The following is a 16,956-nucleotide window of genomic DNA, read 5'->3' on the forward strand; positions in this document are numbered from 1 at the left end:
AGTCTTCTACCTTTGCAGTCCCAACGAGAAGGAGGGAAACAAACAAGATAGTTCGGGCAGCGATGCCACGATATATAAAAAGCCAAAGCGCGACGCGGCGGCGAAGAAAGTTCTTTAAGAAAGATGATCATGTAGCGTAACGAGTAGTCGGAAGATGAAAGTTATACAATAACAAAAAATCAACCTGTCAATTACGGATCGTAAGATACAACAAAAACGATTCCGGTTATTTATTAGTAAATAGCTTGGTATCGAACAATTCATTATTACAATGGAGAGTTTGATCCTGGCTCAGGATGAACGCTAGCGGCAGGCCTAATACATGCAAGTCGGACGGGATCTATCGGAGAGCTTGCTCGAAGATAGTGAGAGTGGCGCACGGGTGCGTAACGCGTGAGCAACCTACCCATATCAGGGGGATAGCCCGGAGAAATCCGGATTAAGACCGCATAACACTGTGATTTGGCATCATGTTACAGTTAAATATTTATAGGATATGGATGGGCTCGCGTGACATTAGCTAGTTGGTGGGGTAACGGCTCACCAAGGCGACGATGTCTAGGGGCTCTGAGAGGAGAATCCCCCACACTGGTACTGAGACACGGACCAGACTCCTACGGGAGGCAGCAGTAAGGAATATTGGTCAATGGGCGGAAGCCTGAACCAGCCATGCCGCGTGCAGGACGACTGCCCTATGGGTTGTAAACTGCTTTTGTCGAGGAATAAACCTATCCACGTGTGGATAGCTGAACGTACTCGAAGAATAAGGATCGGCTAACTCCGTGCCAGCAGCCGCGGTAATACGGAGGATCCGAGCGTTATCCGGATTTATTGGGTTTAAAGGGTGCGTAGGCGGTTTTTTAAGTCAGGAGTGAAAGACGGCAGCTCAACTGTCGCAGTGCTCTTGATACTGAAGAACTTGAATGCCGTTGAAGATGGCGGAATGAGACAAGTAGCGGTGAAATGCATAGATATGTCTCAGAACTCCGATTGCGAAGGCAGCTATCTAAGCGGTGATTGACGCTGATGCACGAAAGCGTGGGGATCGAACAGGATTAGATACCCTGGTAGTCCACGCCCTAAACGATGATGACTCGATGTTAGCGATATACAGTTAGCGTCCAAGCGAAAGCGTTAAGTCATCCACCTGGGGAGTACGCCCGCAAGGGTGAAACTCAAAGGAATTGACGGGGGCCCGCACAAGCGGAGGAGCATGTGGTTTAATTCGATGATACGCGAGGAACCTTACCCGGGCTTGAAAGTTACTGAATGATCTAGAGATAGATCAGTCCTTCGGGACAGGAAACTAGGTGCTGCATGGCTGTCGTCAGCTCGTGCCGTGAGGTGTTGGGTTAAGTCCCGCAACGAGCGCAACCCCTATGTTTAGTTGCCAGCATGTAATGGTGGGGACTCTAAACAGACTGCCCGTGCAAACGGTGAGGAAGGCGGGGACGACGTCAAGTCATCATGGCCCTTACGTCCGGGGCTACACACGTGCTACAATGGATGGTACAACGGGCAGCTACACAGCAATGTGATGCCAATCTCTAAAAGCCATTCACAGTTCGGATCGGGGTCTGCAACTCGACCCCGTGAAGTTGGATTCGCTAGTAATCGCGTATCAGCAATGACGCGGTGAATACGTTCCCGGGCCTTGTACACACCGCCCGTCAAGCCATGAAAGTTGGGGGTGCCTAAAGCATGTAACCGCAAGGAGCGTGTTAGGGCAAAACCGATAATTGGGGCTAAGTCGTAACAAGGTAGCCGTACCGGAAGGTGCGGCTGGAATACCTCCTTTCTAGAGTGTCCTAATTGACACTCGTTGCGCCACATCATGATCGTTAAGAAAAGTATTTAGTAGATAGTATGTAGTATATAGACCCTGTCTAAGTACTAGGTACTAACGACTAACATCTAAGAAAGAAGAAAGTGCCCACCCCGAGAGGACGTGGATACCGAGAGAAGATGAGAAAGATAAGCTAGTCCCGTAGCTCAGTTGGTTAGAGCACTACACTGATAATGTAGGGGTCAGCAGTTCAAATCTGCTCGGGACTACGGAAAGTAATGCGTATAGCGTATTGCGTACCGCGAATTTTTATGGCGACATTGAAATCGCACTACGCACTACCCATTACCCACTACAAAAAAGGGGAATTAGCTCAGCTGGCTAGAGCACCTGCCTTGCACGCAGGGGGTCAACGGTTCGAATCCGTTATTCTCCACATTTCAAAGTAAAAAGTCAAAATTTAAAAGTCAAAAGCTGTACAGTTTTTTTAATTTTTACTTTTTAATTTTTACTTCGAATCCGTTCTTTGACATATTGAAAGAAAGAAAACACAAGAGAAGACAACAATGGTCAGAACGTGTTCGAGCATTAGTGCACGAATACAAGTAGGACAAAGGCAGCCATATACCTAGCAAAAGGGGTATATGAGCGAAGAAAGTAACAAAGGGCACACGGGGGATGTCTAGGCTCTCAGAGGCGATGAAGGACGTGATAAGCTGCGATAAGCCACGGGGATCAGCAAATGTGACTTGATCCGTGGATTTCCGAATGGGGCAACCTAACATACTGAAGGTATGTTGTATAATACGCGAACGCGCCGAACTGAAACATCTAAGTAAGCGTAGGAGGAGAAAATAATAATGATTTCCCAAGTAGTGGCGAGCGAACGGGAAAGAGCCCAAACCGCTATTGTTACGGCAATAGCGGGGTTGTAGGACCACGAGATGTGATTCGTCGAGCGAAGTGGAACCGGATGGGAAGCCGGGCAATATGGGTGATAGCCCCGTACACGTAAGCGGAACGACGCTAGTGGTATCCTGAGTACCGCGGGACCGGAGAAATCCTGTGGGAATCTGCCAGCACCATCTGGCAAGGCTAAATACTCCTGAGAGACCGATAGTGGACCAGTACCGTGAGGGAAAGATGAAAAGAACCCCGAACAGGGGAGTGAAAAGAACCTGAAACCGTGTGCTTACAAGCGGTCGGAGCGGATTTATTCTGTGACGGCGTGCCTTTTGCATAATGAGCCTACGAGTTACTCTTATCTGGCAAGGTTAAGTCCTTCAGGGACGCAGCCGAAGCGAAAGCGAGTCTGAATAGGGCGCATAGTCAGGTGAGGTAGACGCGAAACCTTGTGATCTACCCTTGGGCAGGTTGAAGTTGCGGTAACACGTAATGGAGGACCGAACCGATAAACGTTGAAAAGTTTCCGGATGACCTGAGGGTAGGGGTGAAAGGCCAATCAAACTGGGAAATAGCTCGTACTCCCCGAAATGTTTTTAGGAACAGCGTCGGCATAGAGTCTAGTAGAGGTAGAGCTACCGATTGGGTGCGGGGGAGTCAAATCCTACCAAATCCAGACGAACTCCGAATGCTACATAGATATGGCCGGCAGTGAGGCTTTGGGTGCTAAGGTCCAAGGCCGAGAGGGAAAGAACCCAGACCATCAGCTAAGGTCCCCAAATATACGCTAAGTTGAACTAACGAGGTCCGGTTGCCCAGACAGCTAGGATGTTGGCTTGGAAGCAGCCATTCATTTAAAGAGTGCGTAACAGCTCACTAGTCGAGCGGCCGGGCGTGGATAATAAACGGGCATCAAGTGTATTACCGAAGCTATGGATTTGTAGCACAAGCTACATCTGGTAGGGGAGCATTCTATGAGGGGTGAATCCGTCAGGTGACTGATGGTGGACTTTATAGAAAAGCAAATGTAGGCATAAGTAACGATAAGGCGGGTGAGAAACCCGCCCACCGAAAGACTAAGGTTTCCTGATCAACGCTAATCGGATCAGGGTTAGTCGGGGCCTAAGGCGCATCCGAAGGGAGCAAGCCGATGGACAACGGGTTAATATTCCCGTACTTTTTATAACTGCGATGTGGTGACGGAGTAGTGACACTGCCGCGAACTGACGGAATAGTTCGTTAAAGTGCGTAGGTATACAGACTGTAGGCAAATCCGCAGACTGTGCTGAAACATGATAGTACCGCAAACCTTCGGGAGCGTGGATAGTGCAGGTAATCAGACTTCCAAGAAAACCCGCTAAGCTTCAGGTTATAAAAACCCGTACCGTAAACCGACACAGGTGGTCGAGGAGAGAATCCTAAGGTGCTCGAGTGAATCATGGCTAAGGAACTCGGCAAAATGGCCCTGTAACTTCGGGAGAAGGGGCGCTGTCTCGCAAGAGCAGCCGCAGTGAAAAGGCCCAGGCGACTGTTTAGCAAAAACATATGGCTTTGCGAAATCGAAAGATGAAGTATAAGGCCTGACACCTGCCCGGTGCTGGAAGGTTAAGAGGGGATGTCATCGCAAGAGAAGCATTGAATCGAAGCCCCAGTAAACGGCGGCCGTAACTATAACGGTCCTAAGGTAGCGAAATTCCTTGTCGGGTAAGTTCCGACCTGCACGAATGGTGTAACGATCTGGGCGCTGTCTCAGCCATGAGCTCGGTGAAATTGTGGTATCGGTGAAGACGCCGGTTACCCGCAACGGGACGGAAAGACCCCATGCACCTTCACTATAGCTTAACATTGAAATTGGGTACAGGATGTGTAGGATAGGCGGGAGATGTTGAAGCGGGTTCGCTAGGATCCGTGGAATCAACCTTGAAATACCGCCCTTTCTGTATTCGGTTTCTAACTCGATCATGTCGAGGACATTGTTTGGTGGGTAGTTTGACTGGGGTGGTCGCCTCCAAAAAGGTAACGGAGGCTTTCAAAGGTAAGCTCAGTACGCTTGGTAACCGTACGTGGAGTGCAATGGCATAAGCTTGCTTGACTGTGAGACCAACAAGTCGACCAGGGTCGAAAGACGGACATAGTGATCCGGTGGTTCTGTATGGAAGGGCCATCGCTCAAAGGATAAAAGGTACGCTGGGGATAACAGGCTGATCTCCCCCAAGAGCTCATATCGACGGGGAGGTTTGGCACCTCGATGTCGGCTCGTCACATCCTGGGGCTGGAGAAGGTCCCAAGGGTTGGGCTGTTCGCCCATTAAAGTGGCACGCGAGCTGGGTTCAGAACGTCGCGAGACAGTTCGGTCCCTATCTGTTGTGGGCGCTGGAAGTTTGAGTGGATCTGACCTTAGTACGAGAGGACCGGGTTGGACGGACCGCTGGTGAACCTGTTATGCCGCCAGGTGTACGGCAGGGTAGCTACGTCCGGAATAGATAAGCGCTGAAAGCATCTAAGTGCGAAACTAGCCACGAGATGAGACTTCCTTATAGGGTCGTTGTAGATGACAACGTTGATAGGTCATAGGTGTAAAGGTTGAGAGACCAAAGCCGAGTGATACTAATAGCCCGAAGCTTTCCACGCCGGTAGAACGTTGTTGTCTTCCTTCTTTTTCTTTCTTTCAATGCATGTCATCATGCAATTAAAAATTAAAAGATAAAAATTAAAAAAGGCTGTAAGGTTTATTAGTTTTGAATTTTGACTTTTTACTTTGCAAAGATATTCAGGTGCCTATATCGGCGGTGTCTACCTCTTCCCATTCCGAACAGAGAAGTCAAGCCCGCCAGAGCCGATGGTATTGCCGTAACAGGTGGGAGAGTAGGTCGGCGCCTAATTTTAAACGAGGCCCCTTCAGGAAACTGGAGGGGCCTTTTGTTTTTGTGTTTTATACGCCACCTAATTCGCATTACTCAATACGCATTACGCACTACCAAGATATTGTCCGCCAGCTGGCGGATGGGAGAGTAGGTCGGCTACTGACGGATAATGTTAAACGAGGCTCCTGTCTAAAAAGATAATTGATCACAACATGCGTCATTGAGAGGAAGTATGACGAACGAGGGAGGCAGCTCCGTAGGAAACCAATCTGCATTTTATTTTCTAAGATTGCTTCGCAGTCGTTCCTCCTCCTCGCAATCACGAAAGGTAGTTACTTTTTGGACAACCTCTTCTCTTTTCTTGCCAGCTCGAAACACGCTGTAAGCACTACCCTCTACGTACTACTTTCGATTAGCAAAACGGCCTTCAGGGAGCCTGCAATCCACTTTTTGGCGTTTTCCAAGCTGCGAATGCTACGTAGCATTCGTTTATCGGCAAGCAGATACTTTCCTTTGATGGGCTTCAGAAACTCTTCTTCACCTGTTTTCTTCCTGTTGTAAGATGTTCGGTTCTCTTCCGCACGTGTTTTTTCCGTATCGGAGAACGACGGAATCTGCTTGCGCAACATCAGGTTTTGTTTGACGGATGTCTCTATTACACCTACATAGGCTTCAGTTATTCATTTGTGCATCAAATAGACAACGACCGGCTTCAAGATCGGGGGAACAGACTGCTGTGTGCCGTTGGCATTCTTCAGCATCTCTTAGGAATGTTACAAAATGTTTGTGACAACCTTTTGTTTAATGAAGATAGGTGTTTTTATAGTTAATTGCATTGTCGGCTAGCGAATGCTACGTAGCATTCGCTAGCTGATCTGTGACGCATCGACCTTGATGTCCAACCACTGTTTGTTGATTTCTGGGGATGCAACAGTGATGTTCTACAAAGGGATACTGATTTCCTACGATGCAACACTGATGTTTGGTAACGAGACCTTGATGCCTGTTGACCACGTATTGATGGATGAGGATAGGCTTTTGACACTCACCGATTGGATGTTGAGATTGTTGAAACCTTAGCTGATGCTACGCTTTGCTTTACCATTGCAGGCAAATCGAACTCCGTAGGCTGAATAGTTTTACAGTATGTTGACGTACCCTTTCGGTATCATTCTTCCTCATAAAACTCGATTAAGGATGCCATGTAGGTATTATTCCATCCATCTACAATATCATCAAAAGCTTCGTCAGGGATATTGCTATGGTTTACCTCAAACGAGCTTCCTTTTTTATGTTCATGTAATTTAATGGTCACTATAGAGTTTTCTTCTTGCTCTCCAAAATACCATTGTTGAACAATCTTTGCGTATGGCTCTAGACTAATGAACTTTCCTGTGATCGCACCATCCCACATGGAAAATTCACCTCCCTCAGTTGGGTCGATCTCAACGATATCGCCTGTCCATAGGCGTATCGTAATCTCTGTTGTTAAGGCTTTGTAGATGTCTTCAGGACTTGCGGCAACGATATAGTATTTTTTGAAATCTTTCATGTTGATGGGTTTTGTTATTCCTTCCTTATTGTGGTAAATTTACACAGAATAAAACGATAAAGTGATGAGTAACTTTCTCCCAAATGAACTTATTGATAGATTACGTAAAGAACAGGATTTTGATCATGAGGCTTTCGTTGATACACATGAAAAAGGAGATCGTATTACTTCTATTCGCTTAAACCCTAGAAAGCATGCGCTGTTGGATATAGCATTGCTAGATCCAGTACCTTGGTGTTCAAAGGCCTACTATCTTGGTGAACGTCCGGTATTTACGTTGGATCCGCTGTATCATGCCGGATGTTATTACGTGCAGGAGGCCTCATCCATGTTTTTGGGTCATATTATTCGCACATTGGGCTTAGAGAACGCTGCTATAAGAGCACTTGACTTGTGTGCCGCTCCAGGGGGAAAATCCACGTTGATAAACGCTTATTTGGGGGATAAAAGCCTTTTGGTAAGCAATGAAGTTATTAAAACCAGAGTAGGGATTCTGGAGGATAACATGAATCGTTGGGGCATGCATAATGTGGTGGTTACCAATAATGATCCCTCGTCTTTCTCGCGTCTTCCCGGATATTTTGATCTGATGGTAGTGGATGCCCCTTGCTCGGGATCCGGTATGTTCAGGAAAGATCCTGATGCTATTGATGAGTGGTCGCTAGCGAATGTTAAGCTCTGTAGCGATCGACAGAAGCGCATATTGGCCGAGTCAATCAGTACGTTGGTTACTGGGGGATACCTAATTTATTCTACTTGTTCCTATTCGACGGAGGAAAATGAGGATATTTTGGACTGGATTGCGCATGAGTATGGCTTTAGTAGTGTAGAACTGCCATTGGATGACAGTTGGGGTATTCAGCCAACCCAGTCTTCGGAAATGAGCGCACATGGATATCGATTTTATCCACATCAGCTGCAGGGAGAAGGATTTTTTGTGGGCGTGATGAAGAAAACGGAGGCACAAGAGACCTTTAGTAGAAAGAAAGCAAAGCCAGAGAAGAGTGCTGTTCCAAAACAGGCATTGGCAGATTGGCTGCTTCCTAATGCTGCGCTTTATGCCTTTATGCACGGAGATGATGTCCATATCTTCCCAAAGCGGTATGAGGAGGATCTGAAGTGGTTGCAGCGTGTGCTATACATTCGTAATGCAGGCACAAACATCGGTAAATGGATAGGTCGTGAATTGCTGCCCTCGCACGAATTGGCATTGAGCGTCTTCGTCAAAAGTGATCTTAAATCGCAGGAAGTGCCGCTATCTGTTGCTCAGGAGTTTCTCCGTAAAGACAACCTTGATCGTGATATATTCGTTGATGTTGGCAACGGATGGTGTTTGGTGCGTTACTATGGAGTTAATTTGGGCTGGGTAAAGGTATTGGCGAATAGAGTTAACAACTATTATCCTAAGGAGTCTCGGATTGTACATCTGTAGGCGATTGATGCGCAACGATAAGATGAACGATATCGTCGGCGACCTCTCGCTTACTCTTTAACGCGAATGCTATTTGCGTACCGTCCTTACTTAATACGGTCACTTTATTCGTGTCGCCGGCGAAACCTGCTCCTTGATCCTGCATGGAGTTTAATACGATAAAGTCCAAGTTTTTACGAGAAAGCTTCCCTTTCGCATTTTCGATTTCGTCGTTCGTTTCCAAAGCGAATCCAACCAAGGTCTGCTGTGCTTTTTTTCGTTTTCCCAATGTTGCTAGGATATCCGTCGTTTTCTGCAAAGCTATCTGAAAAGTATCGTCCTTTTTTTTGATCTTTTGATTGGCTACTGTTACTGGCGTATAGTCAGCTACGGCGGCACTCATAACAATAATGTCTGCTTGATCAAAGTAACCATCAGTGGCATTTAGCATCTCTTTTGCACTGGTTACATCTATCCTCTTGACCGATGCGGGTGTTGGCAGGTGCGTGGGACCGCTAATCAAGGTAACCTCAGCGCCGAGGGACGTCAGCGATTCCGCAATGGCAAAGCCCATCTTTCCACTGGAGTGGTTGCCGATAAAACGAACAGGATCGATTGCTTCGTGCGTTGGTCCAGCAGTAACCAAGGCTTTTTTCCCTTTCAGAGATTGATGTTTTTCAAAAAAAGTATAGATAGCAGCATACATGTCATCCGGCTCTGCGAGACGCCCCTCTCCCACAAGACCACTTGCAAGTTCGCCTGTTCCGGGCGCTATCATGGTATTGCCAAATTGTTCAAGACGTTGAATATTTGTTTGCGTAGCGGGATGCTTCCACATATCCAGATCCATCGCCGGAGCAAACATTACTGGGCATTTCGCAGATAGATAGGTGGCTAAAAGCAAATTGTCGCAGGCAGCATTCGCCATTTTGCTCAGTGTATTGGCCGTTGCAGGTGCTATGAGCAACAGGTCTGCCTTTAATGCAATATCGACATGATTATGCCAGACACCGCTCTTCGGGTCGAAATACTCGGAATAGACTGGATTTTTAGATAGCGTGGCAAATGTCAGTGGGGTGACGAAGTTGTGGGCGTCAGGTGTCATAATAACCTGCACTCGAGCGCCCTCTTTGACAAGCAATCTTACAAGAGATGTAATTTTATATGCGGCTATACCGCCGCATATACCAATTACAATATTTTTGTCTTTCAAAGACATCTAGCTTATTCTTGCTCTTTAGATGGATTTCTAAAGTAAACTTTATCATTCAAAAATTCGTCAACAGCTACAAGGGAAGCCTTTGGTAGACGCTCGTAATGCTTCGAAATCTCGATTTGCTCGCGGTTTTCAAAAACTTCTTCTAAGTTGTCATTGTTGCTAGCAAATTCAGATAGCTTTCCGTTTAACTCTTCTTTGACGTCTACGGCAATCTGATTAGCACGTTTAGCGATAACAACGATAGATTCATAGATGTTTTCCGTTCCTTTGTCCAATTGTCTCAAATCGCGTGTTACTGTTGAACTTGGGATAGAAGTGTTTTTATTTTGACTCATTGTGTAATGTATTATGAATTTCCAATTTATTTTGAAGAAGAATTAGCTTCGCTAACTTCTTTAGCTTCAGCTTCTTCTTTCGTTATTCCTAATTCTTTCTGCTGTTGCTCGCGCATTTTGTTGATCTGATCCATGCGTTTCACAACAAAGGCAATTTCTTTTTCTGCACTGGAACGCAGTTGATCCGCGTCATGTTTGAATTTACTTTCTGGGTAATGTTCAACGAATGCTTGGTAGTAATCAATTGCCTCATTATAGCGGGCTTCTTGCCGATAAGGCATACTATTTTGTGCGAACAGGTATTGTGCTTTAACGATAAGAAACTCGATCTCTTCTGCATACCTTGTGTCAGGATACTCACGAAGCATGCTCTCAAATGCTATCACAGCAGCGCGGTAATCATCGGGCTGCCCCATATCGAAGTATAACTTCGCATTGGCGTACGCTTTTTGCTCGAGTTTATCACGAAGCTTTTGAATATAGTCGCCGGCTTCCTTAGCCTTTTCACCATCGGGATATAAGTTGATGAAAAGCTGAAGTTCGTCGATGGCCTTTCGTGTATTTTCCTGGTCGAGTGAAAATCGGGGAGAGTCTTGATAGAAACAGTAAGCAGACATAAACCTACATTCTTCCGCGCGAGGGCTATTCGGGTAGGTTGTCGCAAAGTTTTTAAAATGGTACCTCGCCGACGTATAGTCGCGGAGACGATAATTGGTGTACGCGGTATAGTAGTACAAATCCTCAGCCTCTGACTGTCCACGATACTTGCTCATTAAATCGTCAAAAAGAACCAATGCCTTGGAATACTTCTTCTTTTCATAGTACTTGACTGCTTCCTGATATTTCATGGCAATGTTGTTACTGGCTCGTAATTTTTCGAACTTGCTTTTACAACCTGCCGCAACCAAAATTAACATGGCGCAAGCAACTAAGGATACTATACGTCTATTTAAAAACATTTTACAAAGATACATCAAAATCAAATAAGATTCAATTAAAATTTAGCGGCGCAATATACCGCTAATTGTAGCTTAAGTCTACTTATTTAAAGCTGTTTAACATTCTTTAACCTGAGCGGTCGGCAGATGTCAACGAAATGTTGAATTCGGGCTTCCTTTGTTTTGATATGCGGAATAATTTTAATAATTTGATTATCTTTACCTCACAAAAATTTTAATACAAAAATGACATTACTAGAGCGAGTAGAACAAGCATTAGACACCATTCGTCCCTACTTGGAAACGGACGGTGGCAACGTGAGCATAGAAGAGATCACGCCTGATAATGTGGTTAAATTGAAATTGTTAGGAACCTGCGCGAGTTGTTCCATGAGTATCATGACATTCAAGGCGGGCTTAGAACAGGCGATTCGTAAATCTGTACCGGAAATAACGGGCGTTGAAGCAATCAATTTGACTGACATGAACGACCCGAATGCAATTACGCCTAATCAGCTGTAGGGTTAACACAATTTAACAGGCTTCTTCTGAGAAGATTGTATAAATTTGGAACATGACAGGAAGGATTTTTTATGTGTTGATCGTTTTTTTCTTTTTTGTGCTGACATCTGTTCATGCACAAGAAAAGAAAATTATTCAATTCAGCGGACTGATTAGTTCGGTTGGGGGAGAGCTTCCTGTGCCTTTTGTAACCGTAACAAATAAAAGCTACGGAAACCAAGCCTTTGCGGCAGATAATGAAGGTTATTTTTCATTTGTCGCGCACGTGGGTGATACCATTGCTTTTACGTCGGTAGGCTTCGATCCTGTTAGCTACGTTATCCCCAACACGCCTACCGATAAATTTACAGCGAGAATAAATATGAAGAGCTTAGTCATTGAACTCCCAGCGGTTATGCCCTTTCCTTGGGCAAGTATCGAGGAGTTTAACATGGCTTTTTTGGCGTTGGATGTAAATAATGATGATGCCTCTCGTATTCGAAGAAGCTTATCTCCGGAGGCTTTGGCAGCCTTGTCTCAGGTGACACCGCGCAGTGCGGAAGAAATTCAGACCTTCAATTCCATGCAGCGACATATCAATATGAATAACAAAGCCATTAATCAGCGCTTTGCGAATCCGCTGTTTAGCCCCTTGGCGTGGGGATCATTGATTAATTCGATCGTCAAGGGAGATTACAGCAGAAAGCGACTGCAATATTAAGCTCATTCGCCACTGCGAATCGCGTCGCTACGGATCTCGCGTACGCTTAGCGATGAAGCTAAGTAGGAAATAAGGACGGCCACCAGCATTACGGTAGCGAAAACAAGTAGGAAGTCCATTGGGCGGATGTCCACGGGGTAGATATCCATAATGGCATTTGCGCCATCGCCAGTACGAATAATTCCATATTCCTGTTGTAATACACAAAAAGCCAATCCTGCTCCAATTCCTATAATTCCTCCGATAAAAGCAATCATAACGCCTTCATAAAAGAAAATTCGCTGTATAAGCCAGTTGTTTGCGCCCAAGCTCTTCAGCACGCTCATATCCTGTTTTTTGTCGATTACCAACATGGTGAGCGACCCAATAATATTGAAAATAGCGATAATTCCAATTACAGTGAGAATGAAAAAGACAATCCATTTTTCTGAACGAACGGTTTTGTAGAGCAATGGATTTTGTTGCTCTCTACTCTTCACAATATATTCGTCGCCCAATAATGCTTGTGTTTCTTCTTGGAGTTTAGCTGTTTGTAAAGGATCTTTGGCGTAGATCTCAATGGCCGAGATTTTATCGTACTCGTTTAGTAGATCTCGTGCAAAGTCTATCGGCGTGATGATTAGATTATCAAACCCTTGCTGATACTGTAGCAGTCCACAAGGTGATATCATGCGGATGTTGATGTCGTCCATGGGGTTGACACTATTTCCAGAGCTTCCCTTTCTTGGTGAAAACAGTTGCATGAAGTTATCGACGCCCTGTAGTGGTATACGTAGATTTGCTTGCACCTGGGCGCCGACAAGGGCAAAATTGGTGCTATCCTGGAAGATGTGCAGATTCCCCGCATAGAGCATTTCCTGATGATCTGCTTCCATCAGGCTTTTCGGTTCGACACCTTTGACCTGTGCAATAAACTGTTGGTTGTTGTATTGTATCAATACCTTATCTTCTAAGACTTCTGAGTAGCTCTTAATAGCTTGATTCTGACGTAACTTTAGAAAGACCTCCTCTTTGGCGTTGAATACCTTTCCTTTTGTCGGTTCGATCCGTAATTCTGGCGCGAAGGTGCTGTACAGCGAGAGGATTAGATTTTCCATGCCGTTGTAGAAAGAGAGCACGATAACCAATGCCGCACTACTGACCAATACGCCCACGACACTAATCGTGGAGATAATATTAATGGCGTTAACCGATTTTTTGGAAAACAGGTAGCGTTTGGCGAAGAACAGCGGTAGTTTCATGTTTATCCTCTTATATAAGGGTTGCTGGTTTTCTCAAAACCTACGGTTGTATGTGGCCCGTGCCCAGGATAGACGACGGTGTCGTCAGGTAAACTATATATTTTCTCTTTGATGTTATCCAGTAACTGCTGATGATTTCCTCCAGGCAAATCCGTGCGGCCGATGCTATTGCGGAAAAGTACGTCTCCACCAATGAGAAATTTCTGATCGGGCTGATAGAAGCAAAGGTGAGCTGGAGAATGGCCGGGCACCAGTAGGATGTGTAGTGGGTGTTTGCCGATTTGAATGATCTGCCCTTCCTGCAAAAAGGTCTCTGGAATAGGAGATAGTTCGTAGCGGACGCCAAACATGGGCGCGCGATGTTCTACATCTACTAAAACAGGAATTTCGCCTTCATGCATTTGAGGCATTAGATTGTACTGTTCATACATCATCCTGTTACCGAGTACATGGTCAATATGGCAATGGGTATTATACAGAGCAATAGGCTTAAGCTTATTTTCTTCGATGAAGGTAACGATCTTTTGTTCTTCTGCTGCATCGGACATCCCCGGATCAAATATCGCGCAATTTCCTAACTCGTCGTAAACGATATAGGTGTTTTCCTGAAAAGGGTTAAATACAAAGGAATGAATGTTTAACATAGCCCAAAAATAGGAATTATTTCCAAGTAAAGGTACGGATCAGTTGCTCAATATCCTGCTGTATAAAGTCCAACACCGGTTGTATCGAGTCTAGATTTGGTTTTTCATTGAAGTAGAGTGCTCCACGGAGGTAGTGCTTGCTGCTGTCCGAAACGAAAAATTGTAGGTTGGAAGCTGTGTTGCCGTGAATCAAGTAAGTGACGCCGTATAGCTTCTGTGAAGGGCGGTGTATTTTGACTTGATCGATGGAAGTTGCTTTCGCGGTATGTTTAAAAGCAAAGGTGCGCGCATCTTCGGTAAGTTGTGCCAAAGGAGCTTTACTATTGATTGCAAAGTAGCTCATATGCAGGCGAGCATTGAACTGCGGAAAATCTAAATTTTTCCAACAGGGGTGCGCATCGTCTGACAGATCCGTGTTTAACGTGGTATAAGTCGGTTGTTCGAAAAGAAATGGACAGCCCGTCGTCGCTTGTTTATAGTCTTTTTCTGGTAAGTCTATGCGATAAAATCCTCTCGGCTTTGGCGTATAATCTGCAGAATGGCACGCAAACAGTAGAAAAACTAAAGAAAAGAAAATAATGTTAACGGACCTCATTCCAGATTTCCCAATTCCTTTCTGCTTGTAATACCAACATCTCGTAGCCATTTTTTATTGTAGCGCCGCTTTCCTTTCCTTTTCTTAAGAATAGCGTTTCCTCGGGGTTGTAGATAAGGTCATATAACAAATGATGCGCTGTGATGGCCTCGTAAGGAATATCTGGACATTCATCCACATTTGGAAAAGTGCCTACTGGAGAGCAATTTATCAATAATTTGTGCTCATTTACAATGTCTGCTGTTAAATCGCTGTAGGTCAAGTCACCGTTTGCTCTGCTACGGCTGACGATTTTATAGGGAATATTCAGCTTTTTCAATGAATAGTATACAGCCTGTGCTGCACCACCATTGCCAAATACTAACGCTTTTTTGTGCTCGGGAGTCAGTAATGGTTTTAAAGACTGCTCAAAACCGAAGGCGTCGGTATTGAATCCTTTTAAAAATGCCTTGCCATCGCGACGTTCAATCCGCACACAATTTACCGCTTTTATCTCTTCAGCCTCCGGCGATAGCTCGTGTAGAAAAGCCATCACATTTCTTTTGTGTGGAATGGTTACATTGAAGCCGTAAAAATCGGAATCATCGCTGTAGATGGCCTGAAAATTTTCTAGCTCCTCTGTCGGATAAAGATCATAGTTGACACCTGTGATCTGTTCATTCTCAAATTTATCTAGATAAAATTTTTTGGAAAAGGAGTGTCCTAACGGATAACCTACGAGACCTAATTTTTTCATGAATTGCCGGTGTATTTACGGATGATGTCGACGATGATTTTGTTGCCTTGTAGCTGTGGAAGATAATCGAACAAAATATAGAATTTCTCGGGGTTGGTCGCCAAACCCAGTTCCAAGAAGTTCAGCGCCTCGTTATACTGACCATTCGCAAAGAGATAGGCCACTACACGATAATACAGTTCCGATGCTTCTGGATTCTGTTTGATAGCATCTGCCATCACATCAATGGCTTCGATATATTTTCCCTGTTCGAAGTAAATCGAAGAAAAATCTAACCAGGCCTCTATATCCGTTGGATTGAGTTCAACGACTTTGGTGTAGGCAAATTCAGATTCCTCGAACTGGTTGAGCTTGTATCGCGCGTCGGCTATCGCGAACCAATAGTCTGGATTGCTATCGTCGAGTTCTAGGGCTTTTTTATAAAAATGTAGGGATTCAAACGGACGATCATCGAAATCTAATGTTACGCCAATGCCAAACCAACCATCCGCAAGTTGAGGATCTAGTTTTACCGCTTTCTTATAGTTTTCACGAGCCTCTTCCATCAACTCTAGTTTTTCGTAACATTCCCCAATAGCACAGTATACATCGGCGGTAGGTGTTTCGTATTCAAAACTTTGTTTGTACACGTCGATAGCTTCGGTGTATTTCTGTGTGCTGACCAGCACGTTTCCTTTGTTGAAATATGCTGGAACAAAAGATTCATTGATCAGCATGGCGTAATCGTAGGAATCGATCGCTTCTTCAAATCGTTCTAGCTTTTCGTAGACCATGCCTAGGTTAAACCATGCGGCGTAGGAATAAGGATCTTTGTCGATATATTGTTTGTAGAAGTCAATGCTCTCTTCAGGCTTCTCTAGTATTTCGTAGCAGAAAGCCAATGCATTTAAGGCATCGTCGTTCTCCATGTTTATCTCTAGCGACTTTTTGAGGTATTCGATTGCTTTTTCATAATCGCCCTTTACCTGAAAGAGCTCTGCGGTCTGCAGATAAGCTTCTGCAGTATCTTCGCCCATTTCTATGGCTTTCAGAAAAAGAACCTCCGCCTGTTCAATATCGCCCTGCAAAAGGCAGATGTTGCCTTTCAAGAGATATACCTCGCCACTGTTGGGCTCTAGCGCTGTAGCCTTGTCAAGTTGGCGTAAAGCATCGTCAAACTGGTTTATCCTTCCATAGATTTGTGCCTTCTTAAGGAGGAACAAGGTTTCGTAGGGATGTTGGCTGGTTGCATATTCGGCGACTTGCAAGGCCTTAATGGGATCGTTTTTCTCGATGTAAAATTCGATTATGCTTTCAAAAGCCTTGGCATCAAAAAAATATTGATCTTGGTTACGAAGCATTTCTTCGTAGCGATCAACAGACAGTTTTTGTTCCTCGGGCGAGCCAAATTCGAAATCTTCTTCCATATCACTCCTTTCATTTTAATTTTAAAATCGCTTGAATCCTCACTGTAGAAGAAATTTATAAAGAAAATGTGGTTTCTTGTCGTTTTTGTTTTCCACATATCCAC

At 44.9% G+C, this 16,956-nt stretch carries 14 protein-coding genes, 2 tRNA genes and 3 rRNA genes; 9 read left to right on the plus strand and 10 right to left on the minus strand.

Going from position 1 to position 16,956, the window contains the following annotated elements; genetic code table 11:
• The first annotated feature begins 268 nt into the window (after nt 1-268).
• The 5 genes from SCB77_RS12275 to rrf all read left to right on the plus strand — a co-directional run bounded on the left by SCB77_RS12275 (nt 269) and on the right by rrf (nt 5,571).
• A 16S ribosomal RNA gene (locus SCB77_RS12275) occupies nt 269-1,798 on the plus strand.
• Nucleotides 1,799-1,981: 183 nt separating this feature from the next.
• Nucleotides 1,982-2,055, plus strand: a tRNA-Ile gene (locus SCB77_RS12280).
• Between the two features lie 93 nt (nt 2,056-2,148).
• Nucleotides 2,149-2,222: transfer RNA gene (locus tag SCB77_RS12285), tRNA-Ala, on the plus strand.
• A 214-nt stretch (nt 2,223-2,436) separates the two neighbouring features.
• Nucleotides 2,437-5,320 (plus strand): 23S ribosomal RNA (locus SCB77_RS12290).
• A gap of 139 nt (nt 5,321-5,459) precedes the next feature.
• Nucleotides 5,460-5,571: ribosomal RNA gene (gene rrf, locus SCB77_RS12295) — 5S ribosomal RNA — on the plus strand.
• The 16S, 23S and 5S rRNA genes sit together here with 2 tRNA genes alongside, the layout of an rRNA operon.
• A gap of 377 nt (nt 5,572-5,948) precedes the next feature.
• Here rrf and SCB77_RS12300 read toward each other — a convergent pair.
• A complete protein-coding gene (locus SCB77_RS12300) occupies nt 5,949-6,182 on the minus strand; it encodes a hypothetical protein (protein WP_320182301.1) in 234 nt (77 codons plus the stop codon).
• A 265-nt stretch (nt 6,183-6,447) separates the two neighbouring features.
• On the opposite strand from SCB77_RS12300, the gene SCB77_RS12305 reads away from it, so the two are divergent.
• Nucleotides 6,448-6,633, plus strand: coding sequence for a hypothetical protein (locus SCB77_RS12305; protein ID WP_320182302.1), 186 nt, complete (start codon nt 6,448-6,450; stop codon nt 6,631-6,633).
• Nucleotides 6,634-6,721: 88 nt separating this feature from the next.
• Here the strand turns inward: SCB77_RS12305 and SCB77_RS12310 are convergent, their stop codons facing one another.
• On the minus strand, nt 6,722-7,105 hold the full coding sequence (locus SCB77_RS12310) for an SRPBCC domain-containing protein (protein ID WP_320182303.1): 384 nt from the start codon (nt 7,103-7,105) through the stop codon (nt 6,722-6,724).
• Between the two features lie 64 nt (nt 7,106-7,169).
• On the opposite strand from SCB77_RS12310, the gene SCB77_RS12315 reads away from it, so the two are divergent.
• Nucleotides 7,170-8,537, plus strand: coding sequence for a methyltransferase RsmF C-terminal domain-like protein (locus SCB77_RS12315; RefSeq protein WP_320182304.1), 1,368 nt, complete (start codon nt 7,170-7,172; stop codon nt 8,535-8,537).
• Here the strand turns inward: SCB77_RS12315 and coaBC are convergent.
• The 3 genes from coaBC to SCB77_RS12330 are packed head-to-tail and all read right to left on the minus strand — an operon-like array spanning nt 8,509 to nt 11,044.
• On the minus strand, nt 8,509-9,735 hold the full coding sequence (gene coaBC / locus SCB77_RS12320) for a bifunctional phosphopantothenoylcysteine decarboxylase/phosphopantothenate--cysteine ligase CoaBC (RefSeq protein ID WP_320182305.1): 1,227 nt from the start codon (nt 9,733-9,735) through the stop codon (nt 8,509-8,511). The genes SCB77_RS12315 and coaBC overlap by 29 nt on opposite strands.
• A 5-nt stretch (nt 9,736-9,740) precedes the next feature.
• The gene (locus SCB77_RS12325; protein WP_320182306.1) at nt 9,741-10,070 is read right to left on the minus strand and encodes a DNA-directed RNA polymerase subunit omega; all 330 of its coding nucleotides are present in this window, start codon (nt 10,068-10,070) and stop codon (nt 9,741-9,743) included.
• 26 nt (nt 10,071-10,096) lie between these two features.
• Nucleotides 10,097-11,044, minus strand: a complete 948-nt coding sequence (locus SCB77_RS12330; protein WP_380935562.1) for an outer membrane protein assembly factor BamD — start codon at nt 11,042-11,044, stop codon at nt 10,097-10,099.
• Nucleotides 11,045-11,254: 210 nt separating this feature from the next.
• Between SCB77_RS12330 and SCB77_RS12335 the strand changes: the two genes are divergently transcribed.
• Both SCB77_RS12335 and SCB77_RS12340 read left to right on the plus strand, forming a co-directional pair.
• On the plus strand, nt 11,255-11,530 hold the full coding sequence (locus SCB77_RS12335; RefSeq protein WP_320182308.1) for a NifU family protein: 276 nt from the start codon (nt 11,255-11,257) through the stop codon (nt 11,528-11,530).
• A gap of 52 nt (nt 11,531-11,582) precedes the next feature.
• Nucleotides 11,583-12,230, plus strand: a complete 648-nt coding sequence (locus SCB77_RS12340; RefSeq protein ID WP_320182309.1) for a hypothetical protein — start codon at nt 11,583-11,585, stop codon at nt 12,228-12,230.
• A 2-nt stretch (nt 12,231-12,232) separates the two neighbouring features.
• Here SCB77_RS12340 and SCB77_RS12345 read toward each other — a convergent pair whose 3' ends face one another.
• The 5 genes from SCB77_RS12345 to SCB77_RS12365 are packed head-to-tail and all read right to left on the minus strand — an operon-like array spanning nt 12,233 to nt 16,852.
• Nucleotides 12,233-13,471 (minus strand): FtsX-like permease family protein, encoded by a 1,239-nt coding sequence (locus SCB77_RS12345; protein WP_320182310.1) that lies wholly within the window; start codon nt 13,469-13,471, stop codon nt 12,233-12,235.
• A 2-nt stretch (nt 13,472-13,473) separates the two neighbouring features.
• A complete protein-coding gene (locus SCB77_RS12350; RefSeq protein WP_320182311.1) occupies nt 13,474-14,115 on the minus strand; it encodes an MBL fold metallo-hydrolase in 642 nt (213 codons plus the stop codon).
• Nucleotides 14,116-14,131: 16 nt separating this feature from the next.
• Nucleotides 14,132-14,710: a gliding motility lipoprotein GldD gene (gene gldD, locus SCB77_RS12355; protein ID WP_320182312.1), complete on the minus strand. Its 579-nt coding sequence runs from the start codon at nt 14,708-14,710 to the stop codon at nt 14,132-14,134.
• Entirely contained in the window at nt 14,697-15,446 is a 750-nt protein-coding gene (locus SCB77_RS12360) for a shikimate dehydrogenase family protein (RefSeq protein WP_320182313.1), read from the minus strand. Before SCB77_RS12360 ends, gldD begins: the two co-directional genes overlap by 14 nt.
• Nucleotides 15,443-16,852, minus strand: a complete 1,410-nt coding sequence (locus tag SCB77_RS12365; RefSeq protein ID WP_320182314.1) for a tetratricopeptide repeat protein — start codon at nt 16,850-16,852, stop codon at nt 15,443-15,445. The genes SCB77_RS12360 and SCB77_RS12365 overlap by 4 nt, the downstream gene beginning before the upstream one ends.
• Between the last annotated feature and the right edge of the window lie 104 nt (nt 16,853-16,956).

Source organism: Sphingobacterium bambusae (assembly GCF_033955345.1).
GTDB classification, from domain to species: domain Bacteria; phylum Bacteroidota; class Bacteroidia; order Sphingobacteriales; family Sphingobacteriaceae; genus Sphingobacterium; species Sphingobacterium bambusae.